Origin of the sequence: Aeromonas sp. 603079, from assembly GCF_049172135.1 — a bacterium.
Lineage (GTDB): Bacteria > Pseudomonadota > Gammaproteobacteria > Enterobacterales > Aeromonadaceae > Aeromonas > Aeromonas veronii.
Genome location: NZ_JAAKPX010000024.1, coordinates 61,288 through 86,660, shown reverse-complemented (window position 1 = coordinate 86,660; position 25,373 = coordinate 61,288). Strand labels below are relative to the sequence as shown.

Genomic DNA, 25,373 nt, shown 5'->3' with positions numbered 1-25,373 from the left:
GGAGAAGGATTCGAACCTTCGAAGGCAGAGCCGTCAGATTTACAGTCTGATCCCTTTGGCCGCTCGGGAACCCCTCCCCAAGTGCGAGGCGCATACTATCAGATCCAGAGGCTTTGTGAACCCCTTGATGAGGCATCTGGCAGTAAAAAATGACTGTTCGTCGATTTTTTGATACATCCAGCTCAAAATTCAAGCTTATCAGCAAGTTGTGCGCTGCTTTTCTGCACAAAACAGCATCCGTGCAAGTTGGCGATCGCGCTGAAGAGAAGGGAAATAGCAGAAGACCGCCAGCGTCGGCGGTCTTCTCGGGCATCACATCTAGCGCTGGAACGGGTAGACTGAACCCAGTTTCAGGATCTGGGTCAGCTCGTCCAGTGCGCTGCGGGACTCCTGCACCAGTGCCGGATCCCGCAGGTCATCGAGGGTCAGTCGGTCACGGTAGTGGCGATCGACCCAGCCATCGAGGCGGGCAAACTGGCTGTCGTTGATGAGGCAGGCCGGATTGACCGCTGCGAGTTCCTGATCGTTCATGGCAACCCGCAGTCGCAGGCAGGCCGGGCCGCCGCCATTGCGCATGCTCTGTTTCACATCCATATAGTGGACCGCCTTGATAGGGGTCTCCTGCGTCAGCAGCTTGCCAAGATAGGCCGACACCGCCGGATTGTCGCGGCACTCGGTGGGGGCGATGATGGCCATCTCACCGCTCGGCAGGGTGAGGATCTGGGTGTTGAACAGGTAGGATTTCACCGCATCCAGCACGGATACCTCGGCGGTCGGCACTTCGATAAAGTGCAAATTCCCCTCGCCAAACTTGCCGCGGATCTCGGTCAGTACCGCTTCGGTGTTGAGGAACGCTTGCTGGTGGAAGAAGAGCACGTTCTGGTTGCCCACCGCGATCACGTCGTTATGGAATACCCCCTGATCGATCACCTCCGGGTTTTGCTGAATAAACACCACGCTCTCCTCGCCAAGGCCATGCAGGCGGGCGATGGCCTGGCTTGCCTCCAGAGTCTGGCGGGCCGGATAGCGCTTCGGCGCCGGGCGGGAGTAGTCAAAAGCGCTGCGGCCATAGACAAACAGCTCGACCCCCGCCTCGCCATAGGCGCGGCAGAGGCGGGTGTGGTTGGCTGCCCCCTCGTCGCCGAAGTGGTCATTTTCCGGTAGATGGAGGTGGTGGCTGAAGTGGCGATCATTGTTGAACACGGCGCGCAGGATGTGACCTGTGACGTCCGGCTCCAGAGAGCGGTGAAACTTGTTGGTCAGGTTGGCGGGGGTGAAGTGAATGCGGCCATCCTGGGTATCGGCACTGGGAGAGACGGTGGCGGCGTTGGCGGTCCACATGCTGGAGGCTGAATAGCAGGCAGCCAGTACGGCAGGTGCCTGCTTGGCGGCCTGCTCCAGCACCCGGGCATCGTTGCCGGTGAAGCCGAGGCGGCGCAGGGTAGCGAGATCGGGACGCTCTTGTGGCGCCAGTACCCCCTGGGTCATGCCAAGCTCGGTCAGCGCCTTCATCTTGCGCAGCCCCTGCTTGGCGGCCTCTTTCGGATTGGAAGCCTCCTGGGCATTGCTCTGGGAGGCAACGTTGCCGTAGGAGAGGCCGGCATAGTTATGAGTCGGGCCGACCAGACCGTCGAAATTGACCTCGAAGTGCTTCATTGAGTACATCCTTTCGATTTTTATGATGGGTAGCGGTTCCTTCCGCGCACAATGCGTCGGGGTTAGGCCATTATAAAGAGATTTTATGTTTTTGTAACAAGCCGGTAACCAGCAGACGTTTTTATGTCGTTTCAGATATAAAAAGAGGGGCGGTATGGCAGAAAATTGAAAAAGCGGTTGCGTCCGGCCTGTTGCCTTCGCATTAATAAATAAAGAAGCAATAAAAGAAGCCGTGTGGTTCGGGCTGGTCAGGCAAATTTGCTCACAAGATTGCTTTTTCGCGCCAAATCTCTTATACAGCCCCACAAAACCGCACACCAACCCCGTCGGGTGCAATGAGGATAATAGTTACAGCATGGGCAAATCACTGGTCATAGTGGAGTCTCCGGCCAAGGCCAAGACGATCAACAAATATCTGGGCAAGGACTACGTGGTGAAATCCAGCGTTGGTCATGTTCGCGATCTGCCCACCAGCGGCAGCGCCAGCACCGAGCCCAAGAAACCTGTCATTCGCGGCATCAAGTTGAGCGAATCCGAGAAGGCTGCCAAGGATCGCAAGGCCCTGTTTGCCCGGATGGGTATCAATCCGACCGCTGGCTGGCAGGCTAACTACCAGATTTTGCCCGGCAAGGAGAAGGTGGTCAGCGAGTTGCAAAGTCTGGCCGAGAAAGCCGACACCATCTATCTCGCAACCGACTTGGATAGAGAAGGAGAGGCGATCGCCTGGCACCTGCGCGAGATCATCGGTGGCGACGACAGCCGCTACAAGCGCGTGGTGTTTAACGAAATCACCAAGAGCGCCATCAAGGAGGCGTTCGCCCAGCCGTCCGAACTCAATATTGACCGCGTCAATGCCCAGCAGGCCCGTCGTTTCCTCGACCGCGTGGTGGGTTACATGGTCTCCCCGCTGCTGTGGAAAAAGCTGGCTCGTGGCCTCTCCGCCGGTCGGGTGCAGTCTGTCGCGGTGCGTCTCATCGTCGATAAAGAGCGCGAAATCAAGGCGTTCGTTCCGGTCGAGTTCTGGGATCTCAACGCCGACCTGCTGACCGGTGACAAGGCTGATCTGCGGATGGAAGTGGTCAGCCGCAACGGTGCCGACTTCAAGCCGGTGACCCAGGCCGAGACCTTCGCTGCCGTGGCGGCCCTGGAAGGGGTCGACTACAAGGTGGTGAACCGGGAAGACAAGCCGACCGGCTCCAAACCGTCCGCACCGTTTATCACCTCCACCCTGCAGCAGGCGGCCTCTACCCGTCTGAGCTTTGGGGTCAAGAAGACCATGATGATGGCCCAGCGTCTCTATGAAGCGGGTTACATCACCTATATGCGAACCGACTCCACCAACCTCAGCAAAGAGGCGGTTGAAGCGGTGCGTGAATATATCGGAGAGCAGTATGGCGCGGCCTATCTGCCAGCCGAGCCGAATCTGTATGGTGCCAAGGCCAATGCCCAGGAAGCGCACGAGGCGATCCGTCCCTCCAACGTACAGGTGACTGCCGAGATGCTGGAAGGGATGGAGCCGGATGCCATGCGTCTGTACGATCTCATCTGGCGTCAGTTTGTCGCCTGCCAGATGACCCCGGCTCAATACGACTCCTCCACCCTGACCGTCAAGGCGGGTGAGTTCGAGCTCAAGGCCCGTGGTCGTACGCTGCGCTTCGCCGGTTGGACCAAGGCGCTGCCGCCGATGGGTCGCAAGGGTGAAGATAGCCAGCTGCCTGCGGTGACCGTTGGCGAGGTGCTGAAACTGGTCAAGCTGGATCCGCGCCAGCACTTTACCAAGCCGCCTGCCCGTTTCACCGAAGCGGCGCTGGTGCGCGAGCTGGAAAAACGCGGCATTGGCCGTCCGTCTACCTACGCCTCCATCATCTCCACCATCGTCGATCGCGGTTATGTGCGGGTCGAAAGCCGCCGTTTCTTCGCCGAGAAGATGGGCGAGATCGTCACCGATCGTCTGGTGGAGAACTTCGTCGAGCTGATGAACTACGAGTTCACCGCCAAGATGGAAGACAAGCTCGATGGCATCGCCGAAGGGAGCCTGGAGTGGAAGAAGGTACTGGACGCCTTCTACGCCGAGTTTACCCAGGAGCTGGAGAAGGCCGACAAGGCGCCCGAAGAGGGCGGCATGCGTGCCAACCAGATGGTGATGACCGACATCGACTGCCCGGATTGCGGCCGCAAGATGGGTATCCGTACCGCTACCACCGGTGTCTTCCTTGGCTGCTCCGGTTATGCCCTGCCGCCGAAAGAGCGCTGCAAGAAGACCATCAACCTGGTCTCTGCCGACGAGTTTGTCTCCGCCACCGATGGCGAAGAGGCGGAAACCGAAGCGCTGCGCGCCAAGCACCGCTGCGGCGTGTGCGGCACCGCGATGGATGCCTACATCATCGACGACAGCCGCAAGCTGCACGTCTGTGGTCGCAACCCGGATTGCGATGGCTACGAAATCGAGAAGGGCCAGTTCAAGCTCAAGGGCTACGAAGGGCCGAGCATCGAGTGCGACCGTTGCGGAGCCGAGATGCAGCTCAAGAACGGCCGTTTCGGCAAGTACATGGGCTGCACCAACGAGACCTGCAAGAACACCCGCAAGATCCTGAAAAACGGCGACATCGCGCCGCCGAAGGAGGATCCGGTGCCGCTGCCGGAGCTCAAGTGCACCCAGTCCGATGCCCACTTCGTGCTGCGTGACGGGGCTGCCGGTCTGTTCCTGGCGGCCAGCAACTTCCCCAAATCTCGCGAGACCCGCGCGCCGCTGGTGGAAGAGCTCAAGCGCTTCAAGGATCGCATCTCCGCCAAGCACAAGTATCTGGCGGGAGCCCCGCTCACCGATCCGGACGGCAACCCCGCCATCGTGCGCTTCAGTCGAAAGACCAAGGAGCAGTACGTGATGAGCGAGGTCAACGGCAAGGCGACCGGTTGGACCGCTCACTACGACAACGGTACCTGGCAAGAGAGTTTGCCGAAGGCGAAGAAAGCCTGATGACAAAGAGGCCCCGACCAGGGGCCTCTTTGCTTATGGATAAGGGTATACTGAGACAGCTGCAAGGAGTGCAGCAGTCGTCAATCGCGAAGTAGACAAGGAGGTTGAGATGGAGATTAACGAGATCCGGCCGGGCATGAGCTGCATGACCCGGGAAGGGGCTGCCTATGTGCTGGAGGTGGACCGACAGAGCCTGCTTGTGCTGCTGCAGCGCGAGGACGAGACTATACCGGTGCAGGTGCGCAGTGAGGAGATCCTGGCACCGCTGGAGTGATCTGGCAGTGCCCCCCTCAAAACGGCAGTAGAAAAAGCAGCTCGGCCAGGTCGGGCTGCCATTGCCACTCCTTCATTCTGACCCGCCCACCAATCACGGGCACGCCCTCTTCCTGCAGCAATCCCGCCTGTCTGTCGAAGCCAGCCGACCCTTTTGGTAAGGAGATGGTGCCTGCTGCGCCCAGCACCCGATGCCACGGCAGTACCTTGTCGGTTTCCCGCAGCACCTTGCCTACCAGTCTTGCCCGTCCGGGCAACCCCGCCAGATCGGCCACCTGACCGTAACTGGCCACCTTGCCGGCAGGGATCAGGGCGATGATCGCTTCGATACGGGCTGTTTTGTTCAATGGGGATGGACTTGGTTCAATGCTCATAGACCCGATTCGTCAAAAACAACAGAAGCGCCATTGTGGCGCTTCTGTCATGGGGCTGGCAATGATTCAGCCGAAGGTCTGGCTAAGCCCCTTCAGTTGCTTGGCCCGTTCCAGCAGAGCCTGACTTGAGTGATCGACATCCAGCATCTTCTGACTGTTGGCGTGGGAGTACTCGGAGATCTGGTGGATGCTGCGGCTGATCTCCTCCACGACCGCTTGTTGCTGCTCAGCAGCGGTGGCGATCTGAGTGGAGTGTTCGGTGACCAGCTCTATCTCTGCCAGCACGGTATGGAGGCTGCTGGCGCCCTGGCGGGTCATCTCGGCACATGCGCGGGTCTGTTGCAGGTTCTCCTGCATCATCCCCTTCCAGCGCCCCAGCGTGTGCTGGATCTGCTTGATGCTGCCCTGGATCTGCTCGGTCGCCTTCTGGGTGCGGGTCGATAGAGTACGCACCTCGTCTGCTACCACCGCAAAACCACGGCCCTGCTCCCCGGCGCGAGCGGCCTCAATAGCGGCGTTGAGGGCCAGCAGGTTAGTCTGCTCGGCGATGCCCTGGATCTCGCCCATGAGACTGCCAATCCGTTCGGATTCGTTGGCGAGCTCTACCGCCGAGTTGAACGCCAGCTCTGCCTGTTTGGCGAGCTGTTCGATCTGTTGCTCGGTCTGGTTCAGCTGCTGGTTGGTTTGTTCACAACGATTGCGAGCTTCGTTGACCTGACCGTTGGAGTCCTGAATGTTGCGGGCGATCTCGTGGGCCGTGCTGGCCATCTGAGTCATAGCCGTAGCCATCTGCTGGGTCTGGGCATCTTGCTCGTTGATATCGAGACAGGCCTGATGAGAGGCCTGCTTCAGATTGATGGCCAGGGTTTGCAGAGGTGCCGTGGCATCGTTGATCCGTCCCAACACAGTTCGGATGCGGGCTTGAAGCATCTTGATATGAAAATCGGCAATGGCGCCGGGGTTGTCACCGGAGTAGACCAGCCGGGTCAGACTGTCATATTCGCGGCCCAGTTGCTGCAGATAGTGGGGCAGGGCAAAGAGCTCGCGCCAGTAGGCTCCGCCAATAAGCAACAGGGGCAGCAGCATCAGCAGGACGGTCATGGCCCCTTGGCTGGCGAAGGTCCAGCCCATCAGGCCGAGCAGCAGCAGGGTAATGGCCGGGGTGCGCACTCTGGCAAGAGAGGGAAGGTTGCTGCTGTTGCCGCGCTCGGCCTTGAGCAGTGCCTGGTAGGTCTGAGCGGCGATGCGCTTGAATTGGGGCTCGGGCTTGCAGCGTACCGACTGGTAGCCGCTGATCCTGTTGCCTTCATAGATGGGGGTCACATAGGCATCTACCCAGTAGTAACGGCCATCCTTGCAGCGGTTTTTTACCATACCGCGCCAGGGTTTGCCCTCCTTGAGGCGGGCCCAGAGATCGGCGAAGGCGGCCTTGGGCATGTCGGGGTGGCGTACCAGATTGTGGTTGTGTCCCACCAGTTCATCGACCGTGTAGCCTGCGATTTCGCAAAAGGCCGGGTTGGCGTAGGTGATCACCCCGCGCAGGTCAGTGGTGGAGACCAGTTGTACGTCGGCAGGAAACTCCACTTCGCTATCCAGGGTATGGACATCTCTGCGGGCCATAGGAATACGCTCCGATGTTCTTGTTGATAATGTTGTCGTTGTTATTGTGGCAGATCTGGAGGTGACCGCAGGCTCGCGCCAGCAGGAGGCAGACCAGCTTCATTGGGGGCTGGATTTTGCCAATAATGGCGGATGAATGGTAGGGGGAAGTTGATGTTTTGTTGGCTAATCGTAAAAAAGGCGGCCGATTGGCCGCCAAAGTAGAGACAACATTACCTCTGTGGCATCCGGTAGCGCACCTGCAACTGATCGAGGATCTGCAGCTGACCCGGCAGGCGGGCGGCGAAGTGCTCCCAGCCCTTGTGGGCGGGATCGCTCCAGGCCACCTCGGCCGTGGCCAGCATACGCGGGAACAACATGTAGTCGAGACGATCACGGCTGGTGATCAATTCTGACCACAAGGGGCTCAGCACCCCGAGGATGTTATCGTTGGCATGGAAATCGGCTGGGGCAGGATCGCAAGCATAAACCTGCTCCAGATTGAGGGTCCCCGCCCAGTAGAGGCCGGGTTCATGAATATCGGCGCTCCAGGCCAGATCGAGATAGAGGAACTGGGCGGGCGCCATCACCACAGGATAACCGGCTGCGGCAGCATCCAGCCCCGCCTGAAAGCTGGTCCAGGCACAGATGGCCGCTTTGCGGCTCACCTTGTCGCCATGCAGGATCTCCTCCCAGCCGATCATCTGTTTGCCTCTGGCGGCCAGATAGCGTTGGCAGTGGCGCAGCAGATGGCCCTGCAGCTCGCGGCAATCGGCGTAGCCCTGCTCGACCATCAGTTGCTGGCAGGCGGGGCTGTCGGTCCAGACCCCGGTCGGCACCTCGTCACCCCCCATGTGGATCTGCGGGCCGGGGAAGAGCTCGCATACCTCGTCCAGCACCGCCTCCAGAAAGCGGTAGGTGCCGGGCAGGGCAGGATTGAGCACGTTGTCATCGAAATGCTGGACCGAGCGGTAGCGAGAGTGATCCGCCGTTTCGATCAGCAGCTCGGGCAGCGCCTTGATGGCGGCGTGACAGTGGCCCGGGATGTCGATCTCGGGAATGACGGTGATGCCGAGCTCACTGGCATAGCTCACCAGCTCCTTCACCTCGCTCTGGGTGTAGTAACCGCCATAGGGTTCGGCGCCGCCGCTGAGCTGGGGGCCGATCGCCAGATCGTGGCCGCGCCAGGCACCCACGTCGGTCAGCTCCGGGAAGGCCTTGATCTCGAGTCGCCACCCCTCGTCATCGGTCAGATGCCAGTGGAAGCGGTTGAACTTGTAGAGGCTCATCAGTTTGAGCAGACGCTTGATGGTGGCCGGAGTGTGGAAGTGGCGGGCGCAGTCGAGAAAAATGCCGCGAAAGCCAAAGCGCGGGGCATCCTCCAGCGTGACGCAGGGCAGGCTCTCGCCATGTTGCAGATACCACTGGGCCAGCGTGACCAGCCCATGACGCCAGCCCGGTTCGTCGGCGGCGGCAATCACTACCTCCTGCGGCGTGATGGTGAGTTGGTAGGCTTCGGGGGCCAGTCTGGCCTCGGTTAGCCGGATTTCAGCGTCGTGATCCTGCTCCAGCGCCAGCGACGTCAGCTCGTTGAAGTGGGCCAGCAATTTCGGTACATCGCGGGGGGCGCTTACATGAGCCCGCTCGGCCAGCCGGAAGTTCCCCTCCAGCAGTACCAGATGGGCCGGTTGTGGCACGATTCCGGGCAGGGGCTCGACATCCGGCAGGTCGGGGCGGGTTACCGGCGGGTTCTCCAGTCCGAGATCCTGCGCCGCCAGCGTCACCGGCAGCAGCTGGGCACCCGTGGTCGCCTCCGGCAAGCTGAGGAAGAAGCCCTGCGGCATGTCGGAGAGCTTCTTGATGGGGGTCTGGCGGCAGCAAAAGCGCAGCTCGCAGCTGCCAGCGTTCGGGACAATCACCTTGTAGCTGCCGCTCTGGCGCTCCAGCTCCCCCCCTTGCAAGGAGTCGGGGTCGATATGGCGAGCCAGACAGAAGTGCAGCTTCCACTTGGTATCCGGCATGCGGGAGAGGGTGAAAGTGAACCAGACATCCTCGCCGTCACGTCGGGCGACCTGGGTGTGGATCAGGGGTGTAGACATGGAAAATCCTCTGATTGGGCAAACAGGATGGCGCCATCGAGCGCATCTGCCTGGGGGGGGATCAGGTTGAGCTGGCCGAGACGGGGAGCGAGGCGGGTGCCAATCCCCCCCAGCAGGGCGATCTGTCTGGCACCGAGCTGGGTCATTCCCTCCAGCAGGATCTGCAGCTGTTCGCAGGTTTCGTCCAGCAGCTGATTGGCGAGCTCGTCGCCATCGCTGGCGGCATCGAATACCCAGGGGGCAAAGTGGCCATAGTCCGCCGGAATGGCGCGGGCGGCCCAGCGAACCACCTCGGCCTGATCCCGCTTGAAGCGGTCCATCAGGCGGATTGCTAGAGTGCTGGGGGGCAGAATGCCGTCGTGGCAGAGCAGGGATTGCTGGATAGCGCGTAAGCCCAGCCAGGCGCCGCTGCCTATGTCTGAAATGGGGAAGCCGCGGCCGGAACAGGTGCGGATCTGCCCCTCCTGATAGACCAGCCCCACCGAGCCGGTACCGGCGATCAGAATGGCCCCCTCACGGCCGCCAAAGGCGCCGAGGCAGGCACCGAAGGCATCGGAGGTGAGCCTGACGCTGGCGAAGGGGAAGGGCATCTCGAGCAGGGCGTGATAGCAGTCGGCCAGCTCGGCGGAGGCGAGCGCCAGTCCGACCCCCATCTGCTGTTCACTCTCGATAGCGATCCCGGCGGCAAGGCGGGCGCTGGCGATGGCGGCCAGCACATTGGCGTGGGCATGGGGGATGCCCAGCTCCAGATTGGAGCCGGCAGCACGCCCCTCTCCGAGCAGCTTGCCCGCCCGATCCCGAATGCGGGCGCGGGTGTGGGTGCCCCCGCCATCGACGCCGACCCAGAACTCAATCATGGTGACCTCCATTTCCCTGCGCATTCAGCCAGGTGATGGCCAGGGCAAACCAGGCGGCGTGGGGGATCCACTGCTCGCCCCAGCGCCAGTTCTGATCCAGCCGATCCTTGTACTCCTCCGGAATAAAGGCCACCTCATTTTCGTCATCAAACCCGGCGGTGATGCCGTTGCAGATCCCCCCCTGCGCATTGGGATAACCGGCAGTATAGGCGGGGTTGTTGATGCCGTGGCCCGCCAGCATGCAGGCGTTGAAGGGGTTTTGCCCGAGGATCCAGTCGAGTTGGTGCTGACCGTAAGTGATGAGCGGCTGGCTCTGGCGGGGGAAGTGGCGGGCGCCAGCAAAGGCCATGGTCGCCAGCGAGGCGAGGCGGGCATTCTCCCCCTGCCACCAGTAACCGGACTCGTTGTGATGGGGCATAAAGAAGCTGACGCGCGGCGCTTCATCCACCCCTTTGACATATTGGCGGGCGAGGGAGAAGGGGTTGCCCGCGCGGGCGCAGAGCGCCAGCTCGGCGGCCAGCGCCTGCTCCACCACGGTTTGTACCCTGGCCTTGTATTCCTGATCCGGCTCTACGCCCAGATATTCCAGCAGCGCCAGCACCGGCAGACCCGCCTCGGCGGCGTGGTAGTAAGGGCGCGAGCCATCCTCGTTGGCCGACCAGTAGTGACCCAGCTCAGGATGAGGGCGCTGGCGGGCGCAGAGCTTGCTGGCTCGGACTCTCGCTTCATTCAGCCACTCGTTGCCGAAGGTGCGGGTCAGCTCCACCGCTGCCAGCAGGGCGCAGTAATCGTCGATGATGTTCTCGACCCCGTCATCAAGGTAGGCAAGGTTGTGCTCACGCAGATGCAGGTAGCCGCGTTTGGCCGCCTCGGCGTAGCGGCTGGCATCGAAGTCGCCGCTGACGCTCTCGCGGGCGGCGCGGGCCAGCGCGGCGATGGCCATGCCGCCCCCTTGGCGAAAACCCGCCTGCCAGTTGGCGGATTTGATCCCCTGTTGGGTGGCATAGGCGCACAGCTCGCGCTGGGCAGGATCCTTGCTCCACTTGTCGAACAGGGTCATGAAGAAGAAGCCCGACTCATCCTGCATCCGGCAGAGGAAATCGGCGCCGTGCAGCGCCTCGTCATTGAGCCGCTTGCAGAGGTTCACCCCGTCGATATCGCGGCGCGGGGCCAGCAGTTCCCGGCACTTGAGCAGAGCCCACACCACCATGGGGGTCTGCTGGGGGTTGAGGTAGTTGGCGTAGGAGAGGTGGCTCAGGTACTTGCTCATGTCGCCACTGGCATCGAACCAACCGCCGTGCACATCTTTGTGCTGGTCGGTGCCAAACAGGCGGGCGTTGCGGTCGGCCCGATCAAAGGTGCCGCTGGCGCGCTGCCCCTTGAAGTAGTGAATAACGTCCGAGAGGCAGCGGCTGGCCAGCAGATCCTGGCCGATGGCAAAGCGGGTCGAGCGGGCTATGCCTTGGGCAGTGATCGTCTCCAGCCGATAGTGGCCGGGCTCCTTGAAGGCGGAGAAGTCGGCACGCCAGTAAGCGCGCCCTTGCCAGCCTGGGACGCTGCCAGCCGGTTGCAGCGGGGCTTCAAACAGGATCTGGCCATCATCGAGGCGTTGCAGCCTGACATAGCCGCCGAGATCAGGGGCGGGGGAGGTTTGCAACAGGGCGACCTTGTGTCCGTCGCACTCGTAGCCCACCTGATTGATCAAGAGTTCCATCAAGGTATTACTCCTGTGGTTCACCGCCGGGCGGTGAGGCACATCACGGGGCTGTGGCCGCCCCGTATCGAGGCATGGCCGGACAGGGTTGTCCGGCCGGTCTAAGGCTCACCCTCACTCGTAGAGGTAGCAACGCACGAAGTGGTTGTCGGCAAGCTTGGTGATGGGGGGGAGCGCCTCTTTACAGCGGGGCATCGCCTGATTGCAACGCCCGGCAAAGGGGCAACCGCAGGACTCCGGCGTCCAGAGCGGGATCTCCCCCTTGCGGCCACCCTCCAACTCAGCGTGGATGCTTTTCTCGGGGTCGGGCACCGCCGAGATGAGCAGCTGGGTGTAGGGGTGCTGCGGGTGGTGCAGGATTTCGTCCACCTCGCCCCACTCCACCATGTGCCCCACATACATCACCGCCAGATCTTCCGCCACATAGCGGGCGGTGGCGATGTCGTGGGTGATGTAGAGCATGGAGACGCCGAGCTCGTTCTTCATCTGCTCCATCAGGTTGAGGATGCCGATGCGAATGGAGACGTCGAGCATGGAGGTGGGTTCGTCCGCCAGCACCACTTCCGCCTCCACCGCCAGATTGCGGGCGATGTTGACCCGCTGGCGCTGGCCGCCGGAGAGCTGGTGCGGATACTTGGCCGCCGTTGCCTTGGCGGGGGTCAGGCCGACCTTCTCCAGCAGGGCGTAGACCATGTCGGGCAGCTCTTTCTTGTCGATCACCTTGCTGTGCAGCAGCAGGGGGCGGGCGATGTGGTGATAGATGGTGTGGGTCGGGTTGAGCGAACCGAACGGATCTTGCCACACCATCTGCACGCTCTGGCGATAGTCCAGCAGGGCGGTGCCCTTGTTGAACTCCTCCAGATCGTGGCCGCGATAGAGGATGCGCCCGGCACTGAGCTTGTACATCTTGGCGATGATCTTGGCGATGGTGCTCTTGCCGGAGCCCGACTCCCCGACCACCGCCAGGGCGCGGCCCCGGTGCAGGTTGAAGGTGATGTCGGAGAGCGCCCGCATCTTGCCACTCTTGATGGCATTGGAGTTGATGGGGAAGTCCTTGTAGAGGTGCTGGACTTCGATGATGGGTGCATCGGTTTTGGCGATTTGCATGACAGACATCCTTAACAGCCAGCGGCCTTGTCCAGATAGATCACGGAATCTTGTTGCAGCCCCTGCTCCTCATAGAGGTGGCAGGCGGTCTGTTGCCCGGGGCGGATCTCGGCCAATTTGGTGTACTCCTGACGGCAGCGATCGTGCACCTTGCCGCAGCGGGCCTGAAAGCGGCAGCCGACCGGCACCTCCAGCAGGTTGAGCGGTGTGCCAGGGATCCCCTCCAGTACCTTCTTCGGCCCGTGCAGGGGTGGGAAGGAGTTGCCGAGCCCTCTGGTATAGGGGTGCAGCGGCGCGGTCAGGATCGCCTTGGAGGGGGCGACCTCCACCAGTTCACCGGCATACATGATGCCGATGCGATCGCAGAACTCCACCATCAGGGAGAGGTCGTGGGTGATGAACAGAATGGAGAAGTTGAACTTCTCTTTCAGGGCATAGACCTTCTGCAGGATCTCCCGCTGTACCACCACATCGAGCGCCGTGGTCGGCTCATCCATGATGAGCAGCTCGGGGTTGAGCGCCATGGCGATGGCAATCACCAGCCGCTGGCGCATGCCGCCGGAGAACTGGTGCGGGTAGTCCTTGAGCCGGCTCGGGTGGATATCGACGATGGTGAGCAGCTCCTGAGCGCGCTTGATCGCCTCGTAACGGGTCAGGCCGGGGTTGTGGGCCAGCAGCACGTCGCAGAACTGCTCCTCCATCCGCAGCACTGGGTTCAGGGCGTTCATGGCGGACTGGAACACCACCGACACCTGTTGCCAGCGGTAGGAGCGCAGCCGCTCGTCGTTGTAGTGGAGGATGTTCTCCCCCTTGAACAGGATCTCGCCACCGCTGATGTAGGCGGGCGGCTTGTGCAGCCGGGCCACCGAGAAGGCGACGGTGGATTTGCCGCAACCCGACTCACCGGCGAGACCGAAGATCTCGCCCTGTCTGATATCGAAGCTCACCGAGTTGACTGCGCGCACGTCGCCATTTTCGGTGATGTAGTCGACGCAAAGATTGCGTACTGACAGCAGGGGATGCTTGTTCATGCTGTCTTCTCCTGTGCTGTGGCAACCGGAGTGGTGACCGGCGCCGCGAGTTTCTTCCAGCGGCTCAGCCCTTTGTGGGAGCGCAGCTGCGGGTTGGCAATTTCGTCGATGGCGAAGTTGAGCAGGGCCAGACCGGCACCCAGAGTGGCGATGGCAAAGCAGGGAGCCAGGATCTCCCACCAGGCGCCGACCAGAATGGCACTGGAGGTCTGGGCGTTGTAGAGCATGATGCCCCAGCTCACCACGGTCGGGTCGCCAAGCCCCAGGAACTCCAGGGTCGCTTCGGTGACGATGGCGTAGATGATGGAGCCGATGAAGCTCACTCCGATGATGGAGATGAGGTTGGGCAGGATCTCCACCAGAATGATGCGCCAGGCCGGCTCGCCCAGCACTTCTGCGGCGATGACGAACTCCTTCTCGCGCAGGGCCAGGGTCTGGGCACGAATAACCCGCGCGCCATAGGCCCACGAGGTCAACCCTATTATCACGGCAATCACCGCCGGTGACGCCTCCCCGATAAAGCTTGCCAGCACCAGTAGCAAGGGGAGGTTGGGGATCACCAGAACCACGTTCATCAGGAAGGTGAGGCACTCATCCACCAGACCCCCGAAGTAACCGGCGGTGATGCCGATGGCGACGGCCAGGGTGCAGACCAGCAGGCCTGCGCTGAAGCCCACCAGCAGCGAGATACGGGCGCCGTTGGTGAACTGGGCCCAGATGTCGTGGCCCATGCGGGTTGAACCCATCACGAACTCGGCACTGGGCGGCTGATGCGGGCGAGCCACCCGTTTGGTCGGCTCGTTGCTGGCCAGAATGGGGGCAAAGAGGGCCATCAGTACGAAGGCAACCACGATGGCGAGGCCACAGGCAGCCTTCTTGTTGCCCAGCAGGATTTTGAGGATTGTGGGCATACGCATCTTGTTGTCCGGTAACAGAATTTTGAGCATGGTCGGCATACGCATCTTATTTGCCTCCTGTACGCAGACGGGGATCCAGGAAGACGTAGAGCACGTCGGCCAGGAAGTTGAAGCTGAGCATGGTGATGGTCATGATGAGCAGCTGCCCCTGAATGAGCGGGTAGTCGCGGGCCAGAATGCCCTGATAGAGGGTCAGGCCCAGGCCGGGGTAGTTGAAGATCACCTCGGTGATGAGAGAGCCACCGATGACGAAACCGAGCGCCATGGAGAGGGCGGTGACGCTGGGCAGAATGGCGTTGCGTGCACCGTAGTTGAAGATCACCCGGTTGCTGGAGAGCCCCTTGGCCTTGGCCATGGTGATGTAATCCTCGCCCAGCAGGTTGATCATGTTGTTGCGCATGGTGATGAGAAAGCCCCCCACCTGTACCACGGCCAGGGTCAGCACCGGCATGATGGCGTGAGTCATGATGCTCTTGATGTGCTCCCAGCCCCAGTCAGCCTTGATCTCCGGGCTGTAGGCGTAGCCGATGGGCAGCCACTCGAGGCTGACTCCGAACAGGAACAGGGCGAGCAGGGAGACCACCACAGGCGGAATGGCCTGCATCACCAGGGTGAGCGGGGAGAGAATGCTGTCCATCCGGCCGCCGCGATACCAGGCGGCGAAGATGCCGACGATGGAACCGATGGAGAAGCTCAGGATGGTGGAGGTGCCGACCAGAAACAGGGTCCAGCCGATGGCACGGCCCAGCACGTCAGAGACCTGCTGCGGGTAGAAGCGCACCGAGGTGCCGAGATCCCAGGTGAAGACACTCTTCACATAGGTGAGAAACTGGGTGCCGATGGGGCCGTCGACAAAGCCGAAGGTGGCTTTGAGGGCTTCCAGGGCGGCGGGTTCCATCATGGCGCCAGCGCGGGCAAACATCACGGAGACAGGATCCCCTGGCATGGCACGGGGTAACAGGAAGTTGATGGTGGCGGCTACCAGAAAGGCAACCAGATAGAAGGAAAAGCGTCTCAGTATGAATCCCATGATAGTACCTTTTACTGCAAGTCTGCCCCGCGTCGGGTATAGCTACCCCAACCCCGGCAAAGCCGGGCAAGAAGGGGATTAACGGGGAAGATGGCCCCCCGCAGGGGGCCGGGATTGTTTAGCTGTTTGGCTTGAGGGACAACACGTGCAGCAGACGCTCAGGGGTGTCCGGGTGGAGCTGAGGTTTGGCTACCGGGTTATCAGCGCTGAACCAGCCGTTGAAGCGCTTGGTGCTGTACTCATACCAGGTCGGGTTGTTGAAGACCGGAATGATGGTCTGGTTGGCACCAACACGATCCTGGATGGCGAACATGATCTCCTTCTGCTTGGCCGCATCGGCGGTCTGGGTGAAGTCATCGATCAGCTTGTCGAGCTCGGGATCCTTGTAACGGGGTGCGGCGAAGCGGTTGCCGCGCTCACCCATGTTGCGGGAGTGGAATGCAGTCTCGAAGTACTTGTGCGGGTTGGCACCGGCAAAGTAACCCTGCAGGGCGACATCGAAGTCACCGGTGATCAGGTTCTCGGTCCAGACGGTTGCTTCCGGGGTGGCGGTCTTGGCGTTCAGGCCCAGTGCCTGCAGCCCTTCTACACCGATCTGTACTGTGTTGACCCAGTCGGTCCAGCCGTTCGGCACCAGAACCTTGAACTCGATCTTTTTGCAGCTCGGGGTGTCGAGGAACTTGTCGCCGTCACAATCTTTGTAGCCTGCCTCTTTCAGCAGGGCCTTGGCCCCTTCCAGATCGAACTTGTTGTACTTGCCGTACTTCTTATCCACTTCCGGGTTGTTCCAGGAGTCAAAGGCTTTGCCCAGACCTGACGGGTACTCGTTGACGGTGGGGTAGCCGTAGCCTGCGATATCCACCATGGACTGGCGGTCCATCGCCATGGAGAAGGCGCGGCGGAAGTTGATGTCGTTGAAGGCTTCGTTATTGCCCGGGTTCTTGGTCTGGAAGTTGACGTTGAACGCCACGGTACCGGAGGCCGGGAACCAGTATTTGTTGTTCTTCGGATCGTTGCCGACGTAGAGGCGCTCGATATCCGGCACGAAGGAGCCGAACCAGTCGATGTCACCCTTCATGACAGCCGCCAGCACCTGGTCGTTGGTGGCCATCTGCGGCATGCGGATACAGTCGATAGCGAGGTTGGCGTTATCCCAATAGTGCGGGTTGCGGCACTGGGTGTAGAGCTGGGCGGAGAAGTTGTCCACTTCGGTGAAGGGGCCAGTACCAACCGGCTTGTCGTTGGTGAAGGCAACCGGATCTTTCACCGATTTCCACTGATGCTCCGGCACTATAGGTACCAGCACCAGATCGTTCACCACGTTGGTGTTGACCTCGGTCAGGTCGAATTTGACCTTGTTGGGGGCCAGCTTCTCGACGCTCTTGATCTGGGTCCAGATTGAGCGCTCATCCAGCGCCTTGTTGGCCTTGACCAGATTGAAGGAGAAGATGATGTCATCGGCATCAAAGGCTTCGCCGTCAGACCACTTCACGCCGTCACGCAGATCGAAGGTGACGGATTTCAGGTCATCGCTGAACGCATAGTTGGTGGCCAGACGATAGACGGGTTTGCCCCCTTGCATATCGTTGAAGATCACCAGCGGTTCATAGATGAAGTGACGGGTGGTGTGCAGCAAGCCCGCTTGCAGGAAGGGGTTGAAGTTCTTGACCCAGGCGGTTTCCTGCTGTGCGACCATGGTCAGCACGGTTTTGTTTTCTGCGGCCATGGCGTTACCGGCGGCACCGGCAAGCATCATGGTTCCCAGCATTACAGCGGTAGAGATTTTGGATACTTTGGCAAGCATATGTTTTCCTTTCTTATTTTTTGGCATTCCCGAGGGTTCGCCTTGTTTTGTGTGAGCACCGGTTTCGCATGCTGATGAAATCGGCCCTCTGTGTTGGTCAGGTGTCTAACCTTTGTCGTTCTGTTTTCCAACGCCCTAAGCAAACCAGAATTAACAGGAAAACAACAACTATTGATTTCGTTGTTTTCGTAAAAATTGACGGTGTTACGTCAATCTCGTCAAAATGATTTTTTATTTGTTTAAAATCATTGATTTGCGTTATTTGCTCTCGCGTAAAAAGTGGCTGTGAAAATGGCGTATATGACAAATTTGTGAATTGGATCTGCTCTCGGTTTCGGGGTTGTGCGGGGCTTTGTTTTGCATAAAAAGAAACCAGATTGCCAATTGTGATCCGGCGCCCGTTTAGGGCGCCGTGTCACGGTTTGCGGTTGGCGAGTTGACGCAGGGTCTGTGCGCTGTGCTGCAACTGCTGGCGCTGGTGGTCATTGAGCGGGCAGTGGCCCAGCACATACTCGGTGGTGGCCACCACCGTCTTCCAGCGTGGTGACTTGGGGAGGGTGTCCAGACTCAGGTATTTGTCGAGGGTGCGGGTCTGTGGGCTGGATCTGTCCATATAGACCCGCCACAGCTTGCTCTTCTCTGCCAGCACGATTTTGCCCTTGCCGGTCCCCTGCTGCCAGGCATCCAGGGTTAGCTGCATGGTCTCTACCAGCGCCCGGCGCAGCGGCTCGTCATCCTGCTGGCGAATGAGGTCGTCGGCCAGCGAACGGAACTCGCCACCCAGGCGGCTCAGCTCGCCCAGCAGCTGTTCATCTTCGATGATAGCTTGCCGCGAGAGGTTCTTGAGGGCGTTCTCCAGCGCCATTACCCGGTTCTCATCCTGACGCAGCTCGGTACTCAGAGTGAGGGCGAAAGCGGCCTGTCCTCCGAGCGCGATGGGCAGGGCACGGGCGTTGAGTACATCTTTTTGCCCGGCCACCAGAAATTCCAGATTGTGTTCCCGTTCGCTGGCAAGGTCGGGCCACTGCTGTTGCAGCGGGGTGGCGAGCCACTCATTGAGGGGCTGCCCCTCCATGGCTTCCGGCTCCTGACCCAGCAGGCGTGCCATCACCCGGGAGGCAAACAGCACTGTGCCCTGCTCGTCGATAAAGATCATGGGGTCGGCCCCTTCGCCGAGCAGGGCCAGCAGGCGCTGCTGATCCTGATGCAGTCGATCCTGCAGGGTGAGGCGATGTTCGATCTCCTGCTTCAATAGCCGGTTCTCTACCAGCGAGGCGCGTCCGGCCTTGGCTTCCAGCAGCGCCTTGACCCGGGCAAACAGCTCCTCCTTGCAGAAGGGTTTGACCAGATAGTCGTTGGCTCCGGCCCCGAAGCCCTCCTCGATATCCTTGGGTTGGTTAAGGGCGGTGAGCAGCAGCACCGGCAGCATATCTTTCGGGTGCTGCTGGCGCAGGCGGCGGCAGACGTCAAAACCGGAAAGGGTCGGCATCATCACATCGAGCAGGATGAGGTCCACCGGCTCCTCAGCCAACTTGGCCAGCGCATCGTGGCCGTCACTGCTGGGCAGGATGCGGTAGCCGCAGGGTTGCAACAGATGGCGCAGGATGTGCAGGTTGATGGGCTCGTCATCCACCACCAGAATGAGCGGAGCATCCTCGGGGGGAGGGGGCAGATCGTCGCTCTCCCAGTCCGGCAGGATCAGCGGTTGCTGGCGCACCAGCTGATGCTCGATCTGGCGGCTGTCGAGAGTCAGATTGGCCGCTTTGCCGGTGGCAAGGGGCAGGGTAAAGGCGAAGGTAGAGCCAACGCTCGGCTCGCTCTCGACAAACAGCTCGCCCCCCATCAGGTGCACCAGCTGGCGGGTGATGGAGAGACCAAGGCCGGCCCCCTGCTTGCTTACCTCCGGGCTCATCTGCACCAGCGGCTCGAAGATGTGTTCCAGATGATCGGGGGCAATGCCGATGCCGGTGTCGGTGACCTTGATGCGCAGGAAGTTGTTCTCGACGATGGCACTGAGCACCACCTTGCCCTGCGGCGTGTACTTGATGGCGTTACCCACCAGGTTGTAGAGCACCTGTTCGAGCCGCTGCTCGTCGGCCAGCACCGGCGGCAGTTCGGCCGGGCTGATATCCACCAGAGTGAGGGGTTTGGCCTGCACAAGATGCTGGCAGAGATCCAGCACCAGCCGGATCACCCCTTTTGATGAGACGGGTTGTGAGTGGATCTCCAGCTGGCCGTAGCGCATCTGGTGGTAGTCCAGCAGATCGTCAACCAGACGGGCCAGGCCGTCGGCGCTCTTGATGATGAGGCCGAGCTGTTTTTGCTGCCCTTCGGTCAAATCCTGCTGGCTGGCGAGCATGGACTCGGCCATCCCCTTGATGCCGTGAATGGGGGTACGCAGCTCGTGGGAGGTGTTGGCCAGCAGTTCATCCTTGAGCTTGTCCGCCTGCTGCAGGCTGAGGTTCTGCTTGTGGGTCAGCTTGACCTGCTGTTGCAGCTCCTGGGTCTGCTGCTCGATGAGTTCGATCTTGTCCTTCACCGAGCGCTGCATATGGCGAAACGCCTCGGCCAGCCGGTCGATATCATCGCCGGTGCGCTCGATGGCGATGGGGTGATCCAGCGCACCGTCGGCCACCTGCTCGGCTGCTTCGGTCAGGGATCGCAGCGGCGCCGTGATGGAGTGGGAGAGCCAGCGGGAGAAGAGGATCAGCAGCAGTACCGAGCCAGCCCCCAGCACAATCACCAGAGTTTCCAGCTGGCGGATCGGGGCATAGGCTTCCCGGGTTGAGATCTCGGCGATAAAGGCCCACTCGGTGTCGAACACCTTCACCTGGGTGTAGGCGGCCAGCACCTCGTCATCCTGATAGGAGTGGAACAGCCCGACCCCCTGCTCGCCGGAGAGCGTCTTGGTGATGAGGGGCGTTTGCAGTGGACGGAAGTTGGGGCTGAAGCTGTTCTCGACGCTGAACTCCGGTGCCAGCCAGGCATCGGCGCGCATCCGCTTGTCAGGGCCGATGAGGATGGTCTCGCCGGTCTCGCCCAGCCCCTCCCGCTCCGCCATGATCTGGTTGAGCTTGTCCGGCAGCAGCTCGAAAATCACCACACCGCGCACATAGTCGTATTGCATCACGGGTGCCGCCATGTAGGCGACCACCTGCCCGGTCAGCTCGTTGCGGCCAAAATCGGTGAACTCGAAGATCTGCTGCGGTTTCTGGCCGCCATCGAGGCGGCGTTTGATCTTGGCGAAGGTCTGGCCCAAGCCACTGCCCTGATAAGGTCCGGAGAGCAGATTGGTGGCAAAGTTAGGGTGCTTGGTGACCGAATAGACCACATCACCGTTGAGGTCCACCAGAAAGATGTCGCTGTAGTTGGACTTGCGCACCATGTCGGCATAGCCGCGATGAAAGCGCTGGTGCACCCGGCCATACATCTCGTCGGCGAGGATAAGTGCCGTGATGGAGGGTTCGATCTCCACCTGACTGTCCGGTTTGCGCAGTTGATCCCAGGAGCCGGGCAGATAGCGGGCCTGAGCACGGCTGCGGGCCTCCTGCGGTGTGGTGCCCAACTTCTCGAAGGCGCCGGTAAAGCCATAGAAACGGCCGATACTGTTGCCGGCAAAATCCTGCTGGGAGAAGTTGATGATCTGCTCTTTGAGGTTGTTGAAGTAATCCTCGAGCTGACTCTTCTTGATATTACGGACGGAGACCAGATGGTTGGAGGTCTGGGTGGTGAGATCCTTGCCGTGGCTGTATAGGAAGAAGAGGGTGATGACCAAAAAGGGCACCATGCCCAACATGAAAAAAGCCAGCATTAACTGCGGCCTGAGCCCACGAAGCGTGAAGATCCATTTCATCTTGTGATTTTCAATTGAGAATCCGGTTATTAAGCCGCTCAAGTCTCGAACGAAAGCGTAATCATTTCAACGACTTTATCCCAAATTCGCTTGGTGGGTCACAGCTGGCTGGAGAAAAATGCAGCAAGGCGTTTAAACCCTGAGCAAACAGTTTGCATCAGGGCTTAAATTGCGAAAAAGGGGTTGTGCTGGCGCTCGTGGTACGTATAATGCGCCTCGTTGTCAGGCAACTGGCACGAAAGCAGTAACGCGGGAATAGCTCAGTTGGTAGAGCACGACCTTGCCAAGGTCGGGGTCGCGAGTTCGAGTCTCGTTTCCCGCTCCAATTTTCCATCGCACCAACGATGGAACTCACTTTCAAGACAATCAGTCTTGTCAGCATGGCGCGTTAGCAAAGCGGTTATGCAGCGGATTGCAAATCCGTTTAGTCCGGTTCGACTCCGGAACGTGCCTCCATATTCTCTCTGTTTATCTCAATCACCACTCTTCGAGTCTGAGCCTTGGTCAGTATCATTGCTGTACCAGTAACTGTTCGCAGCCAGCCTGTTTCCACTCGCGCTCGAGATAGTGGCTCACATCCGCCATTTTTTGCCCCCGATATTGAAACTGCACCTCGGCACTGTGCTGGTTGAGATCCGCAATCCGTTGCTTCAGTGTGCCGCATTGCCACAGGCTGACCGTGGGCACGCCCCGTTCGGCCAGCACGATGGCATCTTCCCGATTCAGTTGCCACTCCTCCAGTTGTGCCCGTGTCAGGGCAACCATCAGCACCAGCAGTGCCACTTCCGGCAGTTTCATGCGTGTCTCCCTACTGCATGTTTTTCCCCTGATAACTGTGGCAAAGCGCACGATTTTTGCAAGTTTGTTAACTGTTGGTTAATGACGTAACCCGTTTTCAGTATTTCCCGTTTTTCACCATTTTTTTATAAAAAAAATGCGTTGGTGATGTAGTAATCCTACATGGAGTGGGGTAATCTTTGCTCAGTGGTCTTACCAGTAAGGAGTTACATCATGTTTCATCCCTTTTCCCTGACTCAGATTATTCTTCGTCGCATTTATGTATTGCTGGTGGGCATTCTGGCTTTCCCCGTGATGCTGTTTCGCAGCGATCGTGCCCGCTTCTACAGCTATTTGCACCGGATCTGGAACAAAACCAGCACCAAACCGGTGTGGCTCAAAATGAGCGAGCGTGGCGAGCGGATCTTCTACTAAACCCCATTCGCACCATGTGCAAAAAGAGACAGCCAAAGCTGTCTCTTTTTTTATCTGCTTGCCGCAACTCCTGGTCCCCATTTGTTTGTTGTTTGTTTCTTGCAAGTTGCATCCAGCCCTGCCTGTTGGCGGTGCTTTTTTATGTCTGACGCATCTCTTTTGATGGAAGCAGTGAAGAAGATTAACGGGATGAAAGCATCAAACGGCACTCTTTTTTGTTCATAAAATGGTGGTCGGCAAGAAATTTTCAATGATGAAATAGCTGTTTAAAATCAATTGATTGAGTGTTTGCCTTTGGGTTTTTTAACTCTTTTGGTGTTTTTTTTTGAAAGGGAATATCCCGTTTGCCGGTTCTATTGCAGGTACCCGGTTGCGACAAATCGGGGATATCAGCAACATCCAACGACATCAAAAGGAACATGAACATGAATGTTAAAAAAAGCACTGCTATCGCCTCCGCCATGACCGGTCTGCTGGCGCTGGGCGCCCAATTTATCGCGGCGCCAGCCATGGCTGCCGATGAAAAGGAGAAGTGCTACGGCGTGGTCAAGGCCAGCAAAAATGACTGTGCGACCAAGAGCAGCTCCTGCGCCGGTACCGCCAAGGAAGATGCTCAGGGTGATGCCTTTGTGGTGATGCCCAAAGGGCTGTGCGAGAAGCTGGTCGGCGGTTCGCTGCAACCCAAGTAAGAGACATCGGGCAGGGGATGGCCAATGGGTCGCTCCCTGCATCTTCTCTGGTTGGCGAAAGCGAGTCTTGCGATGAACCCTTTGATTGGTATCGGATTACGCACTCCCCATTACGATGAGATCCGGCAAACCCTGCCGGCAGTCGGTTGGCTGGAGGTGCATAGTGAAAATTACTTCGAACGGCACAGCCAGGGTTTTCAGGTGCTCGCCGAGCTGGCGCAACACTACCCCGTCAGTCTTCACGGCGTTGGCATGTCCCTCGGTTCTGCCGATCCGCTCGATCCGCACCATCTGCAGCAGTTGTCGACACTGGCTGCGGCGATCAAACCGGTACGGATCTCCGAACATCTCAGCTGGGGCAGCATTGGCGGGCGTTACTTCAACGATCTGCTGCCGGTGCCCTATAACCGCGCCTCTCTGCGCAACATGAGCGACAAGATCCAGCAGGTACAACAGACCCTGGGTTGCCGCATGTTGATTGAAAACCCCTCCTCCTATCTGCAACTGCCCGGGGAGATGAGCGAGTGGGAATTTCTGGCCGAGCTGCAGCAGCGCAGCGAGTGCGGCATCCTGCTCGATCTCAACAATCTCTATGTCAGTGCCTTTAACCACGGTTTCTCTTGCGATGAGTATCTGGCGGCGATCGATCTCGCCACCGTCGGGGAGATCCATCTGGCCGGTTATACCGAGAAGCTGCTGCCGGAAGGCTCCCTCTATATCGATACCCACAGCGCCCCTGTGGTGGAGCCGGTCTGGGAACTCTATCGCCAGATCTGCCGCAAGCAGGCCATTCCCACCCTGATTGAGTGGGACCTCGAGATCCCGCCGCTGCCGGTCTTGCTGGCAGAGGCGGCGAAGGCCGGCGCCATTCTGGATGAGGCGCGTGCCATGAGTGCACCACGGGAGGTGGCCCATGGCTGAACTGGCACAGCTGCAACAGCACTTTGCCGATGGTCTGCTGGGGGCGCCTGACGCCATTTCCCCTCACATCAGCTCCCGGCTCTTTTCTGCCGAATCTGTGCTGCAGGTCTATCGCAACCACTTCATCCTGAGCCTTGGCGAGGTGCTGGCGAGCAGTTATCCCGCCGTCAAGGCTATGGTCGGGGATGACTTTTTTGCAGCGGCGGCCCGTGGCTTCGTATTGGCCGAGCCGCTCAGGGAAGGGAGCGTCATGCATTATGGCGCCGGATTTGGCCAATGGTTGGCCCGCTTGCCGACTACAACCGGGCTGCCCTGGCTGGAGGCGCTGGCTCAGTTCGAATGGCAGCTTGAGCGTGCCAGTCTGCTGCCGCTGGAATCACGCTGCTGGCCAGCCGAGCGTCTGGCCGCATTATCGCCGCAACAATGGGAGCGGCTGCGGCTGTTGCCAGCCACGGATCTGCTGCTGGTTGCCAGCGATTATCCGGTGCTGGCCCTGTGGCAGATGGCGCTGCACTGTGGTGAAGCGGTGGAGGTACTTGATGCCCCCGTCTGGTTGGCACTGAAGAAACAGCCGGATTGCCGGGTTGCCCCCTTGCCCCTGACGGCGGGTGAGTGGGCGCTGCTACAGGATTGTCTCGCTGGTACGGCGCTGGTCGATCTGCTTGCGGCCGACCCTGCGGCCAGTGAACATCTCACTCGCCTGATAACCCTTGGTCTGCTGGTGGATATGGAGGTAATGCCATGATGGCAAACAAATGGCTGGCGCTGGCCAGCTCGAGTGGTGATTTGCCGCGCTGGAGCAGTGCTGGTGTGCTGTTGTTGGCGCGGCTTTGGGTCGCCTCGGTTTTTATCACTTCAGGCTGGCTCAAGCTGACGGCGTGGGATTCCACCCTCTATCTGTTTGAATCCGAGTATCAGGTGCCCCTGCTGCCCTGGTTGTGGGCTGCTTATCTGGGTACGGCGACCGAGCTGCTGTTGCCGCTCTTCCTGCTGGCGGGGCTTTTTACTCGCCCGGCCGCCTTGCTGCTGTTTGGCTTCAATATCATGGCGGTGATCTCCTACCCGACCCTCTGGGCGGGTGGCTTTTACGATCACCAGCTGTGGGGCTGGATGCTGCTGATCCTTATCATCTGGGGCGGCGGTGTGCTGAGCCTGGATCACTGGCTGACACGTCGCAGCCATTGATTTATCAGTGATTTCCCCAATGACAAAGAGCGCCACAAGGCGCTCTTTGTCATAATGACGGCCGGCGAAATTTCC

Annotated in this window: 20 protein-coding genes and 2 tRNA genes; 9 read left to right on the top strand and 13 right to left on the bottom strand. The window is 59.9% G+C overall.

Translation table 11 applies throughout. The features are described 5' to 3' along the window. Nucleotides 1–318 precede the first annotated feature (318 nt). On the bottom strand, nucleotides 319–1,656 hold the full coding sequence (astB, locus tag G5287_RS17290) for an N-succinylarginine dihydrolase (protein WP_421231613.1): 1,338 nt from the start codon (nucleotides 1,654–1,656) through the stop codon (nucleotides 319–321). A 355-nt stretch (nucleotides 1,657–2,011) separates the two neighbouring features. Here astB and topA point away from each other — a divergent pair, with 355 nt between their 5' ends. Both topA and G5287_RS17280 read left to right on the top strand, forming a co-directional pair. Further along, on the top strand, nucleotides 2,012–4,633 hold the full coding sequence (gene topA / locus G5287_RS17285) for a type I DNA topoisomerase (RefSeq protein WP_113740424.1): 2,622 nt from the start codon (nucleotides 2,012–2,014) through the stop codon (nucleotides 4,631–4,633). A 109-nt stretch (nucleotides 4,634–4,742) separates the two neighbouring features. Beyond that, on the top strand, nucleotides 4,743–4,907 hold the full coding sequence (locus tag G5287_RS17280; RefSeq protein WP_162851498.1) for a hypothetical protein: 165 nt from the start codon (nucleotides 4,743–4,745) through the stop codon (nucleotides 4,905–4,907). A gap of 16 nt (nucleotides 4,908–4,923) precedes the next feature. On the opposite strand, the gene G5287_RS17275 is transcribed toward G5287_RS17280, so the two are convergent. The 11 genes from G5287_RS17275 to G5287_RS17225 all read right to left on the bottom strand — a co-directional run bounded on the left by G5287_RS17275 (nucleotide 4,924) and on the right by G5287_RS17225 (nucleotide 21,291). Beyond that, entirely contained in the window at nucleotides 4,924–5,280 is a 357-nt protein-coding gene (locus G5287_RS17275; protein WP_337072399.1) for an MGMT family protein, read from the bottom strand. 66 nt (nucleotides 5,281–5,346) lie between these two features. Further along, the gene (locus G5287_RS17270) at nucleotides 5,347–6,900 is read right to left on the bottom strand and encodes a methyl-accepting chemotaxis protein (protein ID WP_421231612.1); all 1,554 of its coding nucleotides are present in this window, start codon (nucleotides 6,898–6,900) and stop codon (nucleotides 5,347–5,349) included. Between the two features lie 212 nt (nucleotides 6,901–7,112). Next, nucleotides 7,113–8,978, bottom strand: coding sequence for a beta-N-acetylhexosaminidase (locus G5287_RS17265; protein WP_421231611.1), 1,866 nt, complete (start codon nucleotides 8,976–8,978; stop codon nucleotides 7,113–7,115). Continuing rightward, nucleotides 8,963–9,835 (bottom strand): BadF/BadG/BcrA/BcrD ATPase family protein, encoded by an 873-nt coding sequence (locus tag G5287_RS17260; protein ID WP_005362149.1) that lies wholly within the window; start codon nucleotides 9,833–9,835, stop codon nucleotides 8,963–8,965. The genes G5287_RS17265 and G5287_RS17260 overlap by 16 nt, the downstream gene beginning before the upstream one ends. After that, nucleotides 9,828–11,549 carry a glycoside hydrolase family 9 protein gene (locus G5287_RS17255; RefSeq protein WP_421231610.1) on the bottom strand — a complete coding sequence of 574 codons (1,722 nt, stop codon included), beginning with the start codon at nucleotides 11,547–11,549 and terminating at the stop codon, nucleotides 9,828–9,830. Before G5287_RS17255 ends, G5287_RS17260 begins: the two co-directional genes overlap by 8 nt. Nucleotides 11,550–11,663: 114 nt before the next feature. Next, a complete protein-coding gene (locus G5287_RS17250) occupies nucleotides 11,664–12,656 on the bottom strand; it encodes an ABC transporter ATP-binding protein (protein WP_005353824.1) in 993 nt (330 codons plus the stop codon). A gap of 11 nt (nucleotides 12,657–12,667) precedes the next feature. Then, nucleotides 12,668–13,687, bottom strand: a complete 1,020-nt coding sequence (locus G5287_RS17245; protein WP_139731703.1) for an ABC transporter ATP-binding protein — start codon at nucleotides 13,685–13,687, stop codon at nucleotides 12,668–12,670. Continuing rightward, nucleotides 13,684–14,604 carry an ABC transporter permease gene (locus tag G5287_RS17240; RefSeq protein WP_005347708.1) on the bottom strand — a complete coding sequence of 307 codons (921 nt, stop codon included), beginning with the start codon at nucleotides 14,602–14,604 and terminating at the stop codon, nucleotides 13,684–13,686. The genes G5287_RS17245 and G5287_RS17240 overlap by 4 nt, the downstream gene beginning before the upstream one ends. A gap of 46 nt (nucleotides 14,605–14,650) precedes the next feature. After that, on the bottom strand, nucleotides 14,651–15,634 hold the full coding sequence (locus G5287_RS17235) for an ABC transporter permease (RefSeq protein ID WP_005353818.1): 984 nt from the start codon (nucleotides 15,632–15,634) through the stop codon (nucleotides 14,651–14,653). Between the two features lie 118 nt (nucleotides 15,635–15,752). After that, nucleotides 15,753–17,438, bottom strand: coding sequence for an ABC transporter substrate-binding protein (locus tag G5287_RS17230; RefSeq protein WP_069554043.1), 1,686 nt, complete (start codon nucleotides 17,436–17,438; stop codon nucleotides 15,753–15,755). 415 nt (nucleotides 17,439–17,853) lie between these two features. Continuing rightward, nucleotides 17,854–21,291, bottom strand: a complete 3,438-nt coding sequence (locus tag G5287_RS17225; protein WP_041202730.1) for an ATP-binding protein — start codon at nucleotides 21,289–21,291, stop codon at nucleotides 17,854–17,856. Nucleotides 21,292–21,540: 249 nt separating this feature from the next. Here G5287_RS17225 and G5287_RS17220 point away from each other — a divergent pair. Together G5287_RS17220 and G5287_RS17215 are read left to right on the top strand one after the other, a co-directional pair. Continuing rightward, nucleotides 21,541–21,616: transfer RNA gene (locus G5287_RS17220), tRNA-Gly, on the top strand. Nucleotides 21,617–21,673: 57 nt separating this feature from the next. Further along, nucleotides 21,674–21,747: transfer RNA gene (locus tag G5287_RS17215), tRNA-Cys, on the top strand. 54 nt (nucleotides 21,748–21,801) lie between these two features. Here the strand turns inward: G5287_RS17215 and G5287_RS17210 are convergent. After that, a complete protein-coding gene (locus tag G5287_RS17210; protein ID WP_421231609.1) occupies nucleotides 21,802–22,089 on the bottom strand; it encodes a hypothetical protein in 288 nt (95 codons plus the stop codon). A 213-nt stretch (nucleotides 22,090–22,302) separates the two neighbouring features. Between G5287_RS17210 and G5287_RS17205 the strand changes: the two genes are divergently transcribed. From G5287_RS17205 to G5287_RS17185, 5 genes are all read left to right on the top strand, one after another. Further along, nucleotides 22,303–22,503 (top strand): YbfA family protein, encoded by a 201-nt coding sequence (locus tag G5287_RS17205; protein ID WP_005334863.1) that lies wholly within the window; start codon nucleotides 22,303–22,305, stop codon nucleotides 22,501–22,503. 425 nt (nucleotides 22,504–22,928) lie between these two features. Next, on the top strand, nucleotides 22,929–23,192 hold the full coding sequence (locus tag G5287_RS17200) for a DUF2282 domain-containing protein (RefSeq protein WP_005334862.1): 264 nt from the start codon (nucleotides 22,929–22,931) through the stop codon (nucleotides 23,190–23,192). A 72-nt stretch (nucleotides 23,193–23,264) separates the two neighbouring features. After that, nucleotides 23,265–24,113, top strand: coding sequence for a DUF692 domain-containing protein (locus tag G5287_RS17195; RefSeq protein ID WP_227342163.1), 849 nt, complete (start codon nucleotides 23,265–23,267; stop codon nucleotides 24,111–24,113). Beyond that, nucleotides 24,106–24,858 carry a DNA-binding domain-containing protein gene (locus tag G5287_RS17190; protein WP_216953114.1) on the top strand — a complete coding sequence of 251 codons (753 nt, stop codon included), beginning with the start codon at nucleotides 24,106–24,108 and terminating at the stop codon, nucleotides 24,856–24,858. The genes G5287_RS17195 and G5287_RS17190 overlap by 8 nt, the downstream gene beginning before the upstream one ends. Continuing rightward, a complete protein-coding gene (locus G5287_RS17185) occupies nucleotides 24,855–25,298 on the top strand; it encodes a DoxX family protein (protein WP_158112124.1) in 444 nt (147 codons plus the stop codon). The genes G5287_RS17190 and G5287_RS17185 overlap by 4 nt, the downstream gene beginning before the upstream one ends. Nucleotides 25,299–25,373: the final 75 nt, after the last annotated feature.

Excerpts from the sequence above, each read along its gene's own strand:
- G5287_RS17260 (WP_005362149.1), bottom strand. The coding sequence starts at position 9,835 with ATGATTGAGTTCTGGGTCGGCGTCGATGGCGGGGGCACCCACACCCGC.
- G5287_RS17205 (WP_005334863.1), top strand. The coding sequence starts at position 22,303 with ATGTTTCATCCCTTTTCCCTGACTCAGATTATTCTTCGTCGCATTTAT.
- G5287_RS17275 (WP_337072399.1), bottom strand. The coding sequence starts at position 5,280 with ATGAGCATTGAACCAAGTCCATCCCCATTGAACAAAACAGCCCGTATC.
- G5287_RS17190 (WP_216953114.1), top strand. The coding sequence starts at position 24,106 with ATGGCTGAACTGGCACAGCTGCAACAGCACTTTGCCGATGGTCTGCTG.
- G5287_RS17195 (WP_227342163.1), top strand. The coding sequence starts at position 23,265 with ATGAACCCTTTGATTGGTATCGGATTACGCACTCCCCATTACGATGAG.
- G5287_RS17270 (WP_421231612.1), bottom strand. The coding sequence starts at position 6,900 with ATGGCCCGCAGAGATGTCCATACCCTGGATAGCGAAGTGGAGTTTCCT.
- G5287_RS17230 (WP_069554043.1), bottom strand. The coding sequence starts at position 17,438 with ATGCTTGCCAAAGTATCCAAAATCTCTACCGCTGTAATGCTGGGAACC.
- G5287_RS17265 (WP_421231611.1), bottom strand. The coding sequence starts at position 8,978 with ATGTCTACACCCCTGATCCACACCCAGGTCGCCCGACGTGACGGCGAG.
- G5287_RS17185 (WP_158112124.1), top strand. The coding sequence starts at position 24,855 with ATGATGGCAAACAAATGGCTGGCGCTGGCCAGCTCGAGTGGTGATTTG.
- G5287_RS17210 (WP_421231609.1), bottom strand. The coding sequence starts at position 22,089 with ATGAAACTGCCGGAAGTGGCACTGCTGGTGCTGATGGTTGCCCTGACA.
- G5287_RS17280 (WP_162851498.1), top strand. The coding sequence starts at position 4,743 with ATGGAGATTAACGAGATCCGGCCGGGCATGAGCTGCATGACCCGGGAA.
- G5287_RS17240 (WP_005347708.1), bottom strand. The coding sequence starts at position 14,604 with ATGCGTATGCCCACAATCCTCAAAATCCTGCTGGGCAACAAGAAGGCT.
- astB (WP_421231613.1), bottom strand. The coding sequence starts at position 1,656 with ATGAAGCACTTCGAGGTCAATTTCGACGGTCTGGTCGGCCCGACTCAT.
- G5287_RS17245 (WP_139731703.1), bottom strand. The coding sequence starts at position 13,687 with ATGAACAAGCATCCCCTGCTGTCAGTACGCAATCTTTGCGTCGACTAC.
- G5287_RS17200 (WP_005334862.1), top strand. The coding sequence starts at position 22,929 with ATGAATGTTAAAAAAAGCACTGCTATCGCCTCCGCCATGACCGGTCTG.
- topA (WP_113740424.1), top strand. The coding sequence starts at position 2,012 with ATGGGCAAATCACTGGTCATAGTGGAGTCTCCGGCCAAGGCCAAGACG.
- G5287_RS17255 (WP_421231610.1), bottom strand. The coding sequence starts at position 11,549 with ATGGAACTCTTGATCAATCAGGTGGGCTACGAGTGCGACGGACACAAG.
- G5287_RS17250 (WP_005353824.1), bottom strand. The coding sequence starts at position 12,656 with ATGCAAATCGCCAAAACCGATGCACCCATCATCGAAGTCCAGCACCTC.
- G5287_RS17225 (WP_041202730.1), bottom strand. The coding sequence starts at position 21,291 with ATGAAATGGATCTTCACGCTTCGTGGGCTCAGGCCGCAGTTAATGCTG.
- G5287_RS17235 (WP_005353818.1), bottom strand. The coding sequence starts at position 15,634 with ATGGGATTCATACTGAGACGCTTTTCCTTCTATCTGGTTGCCTTTCTG.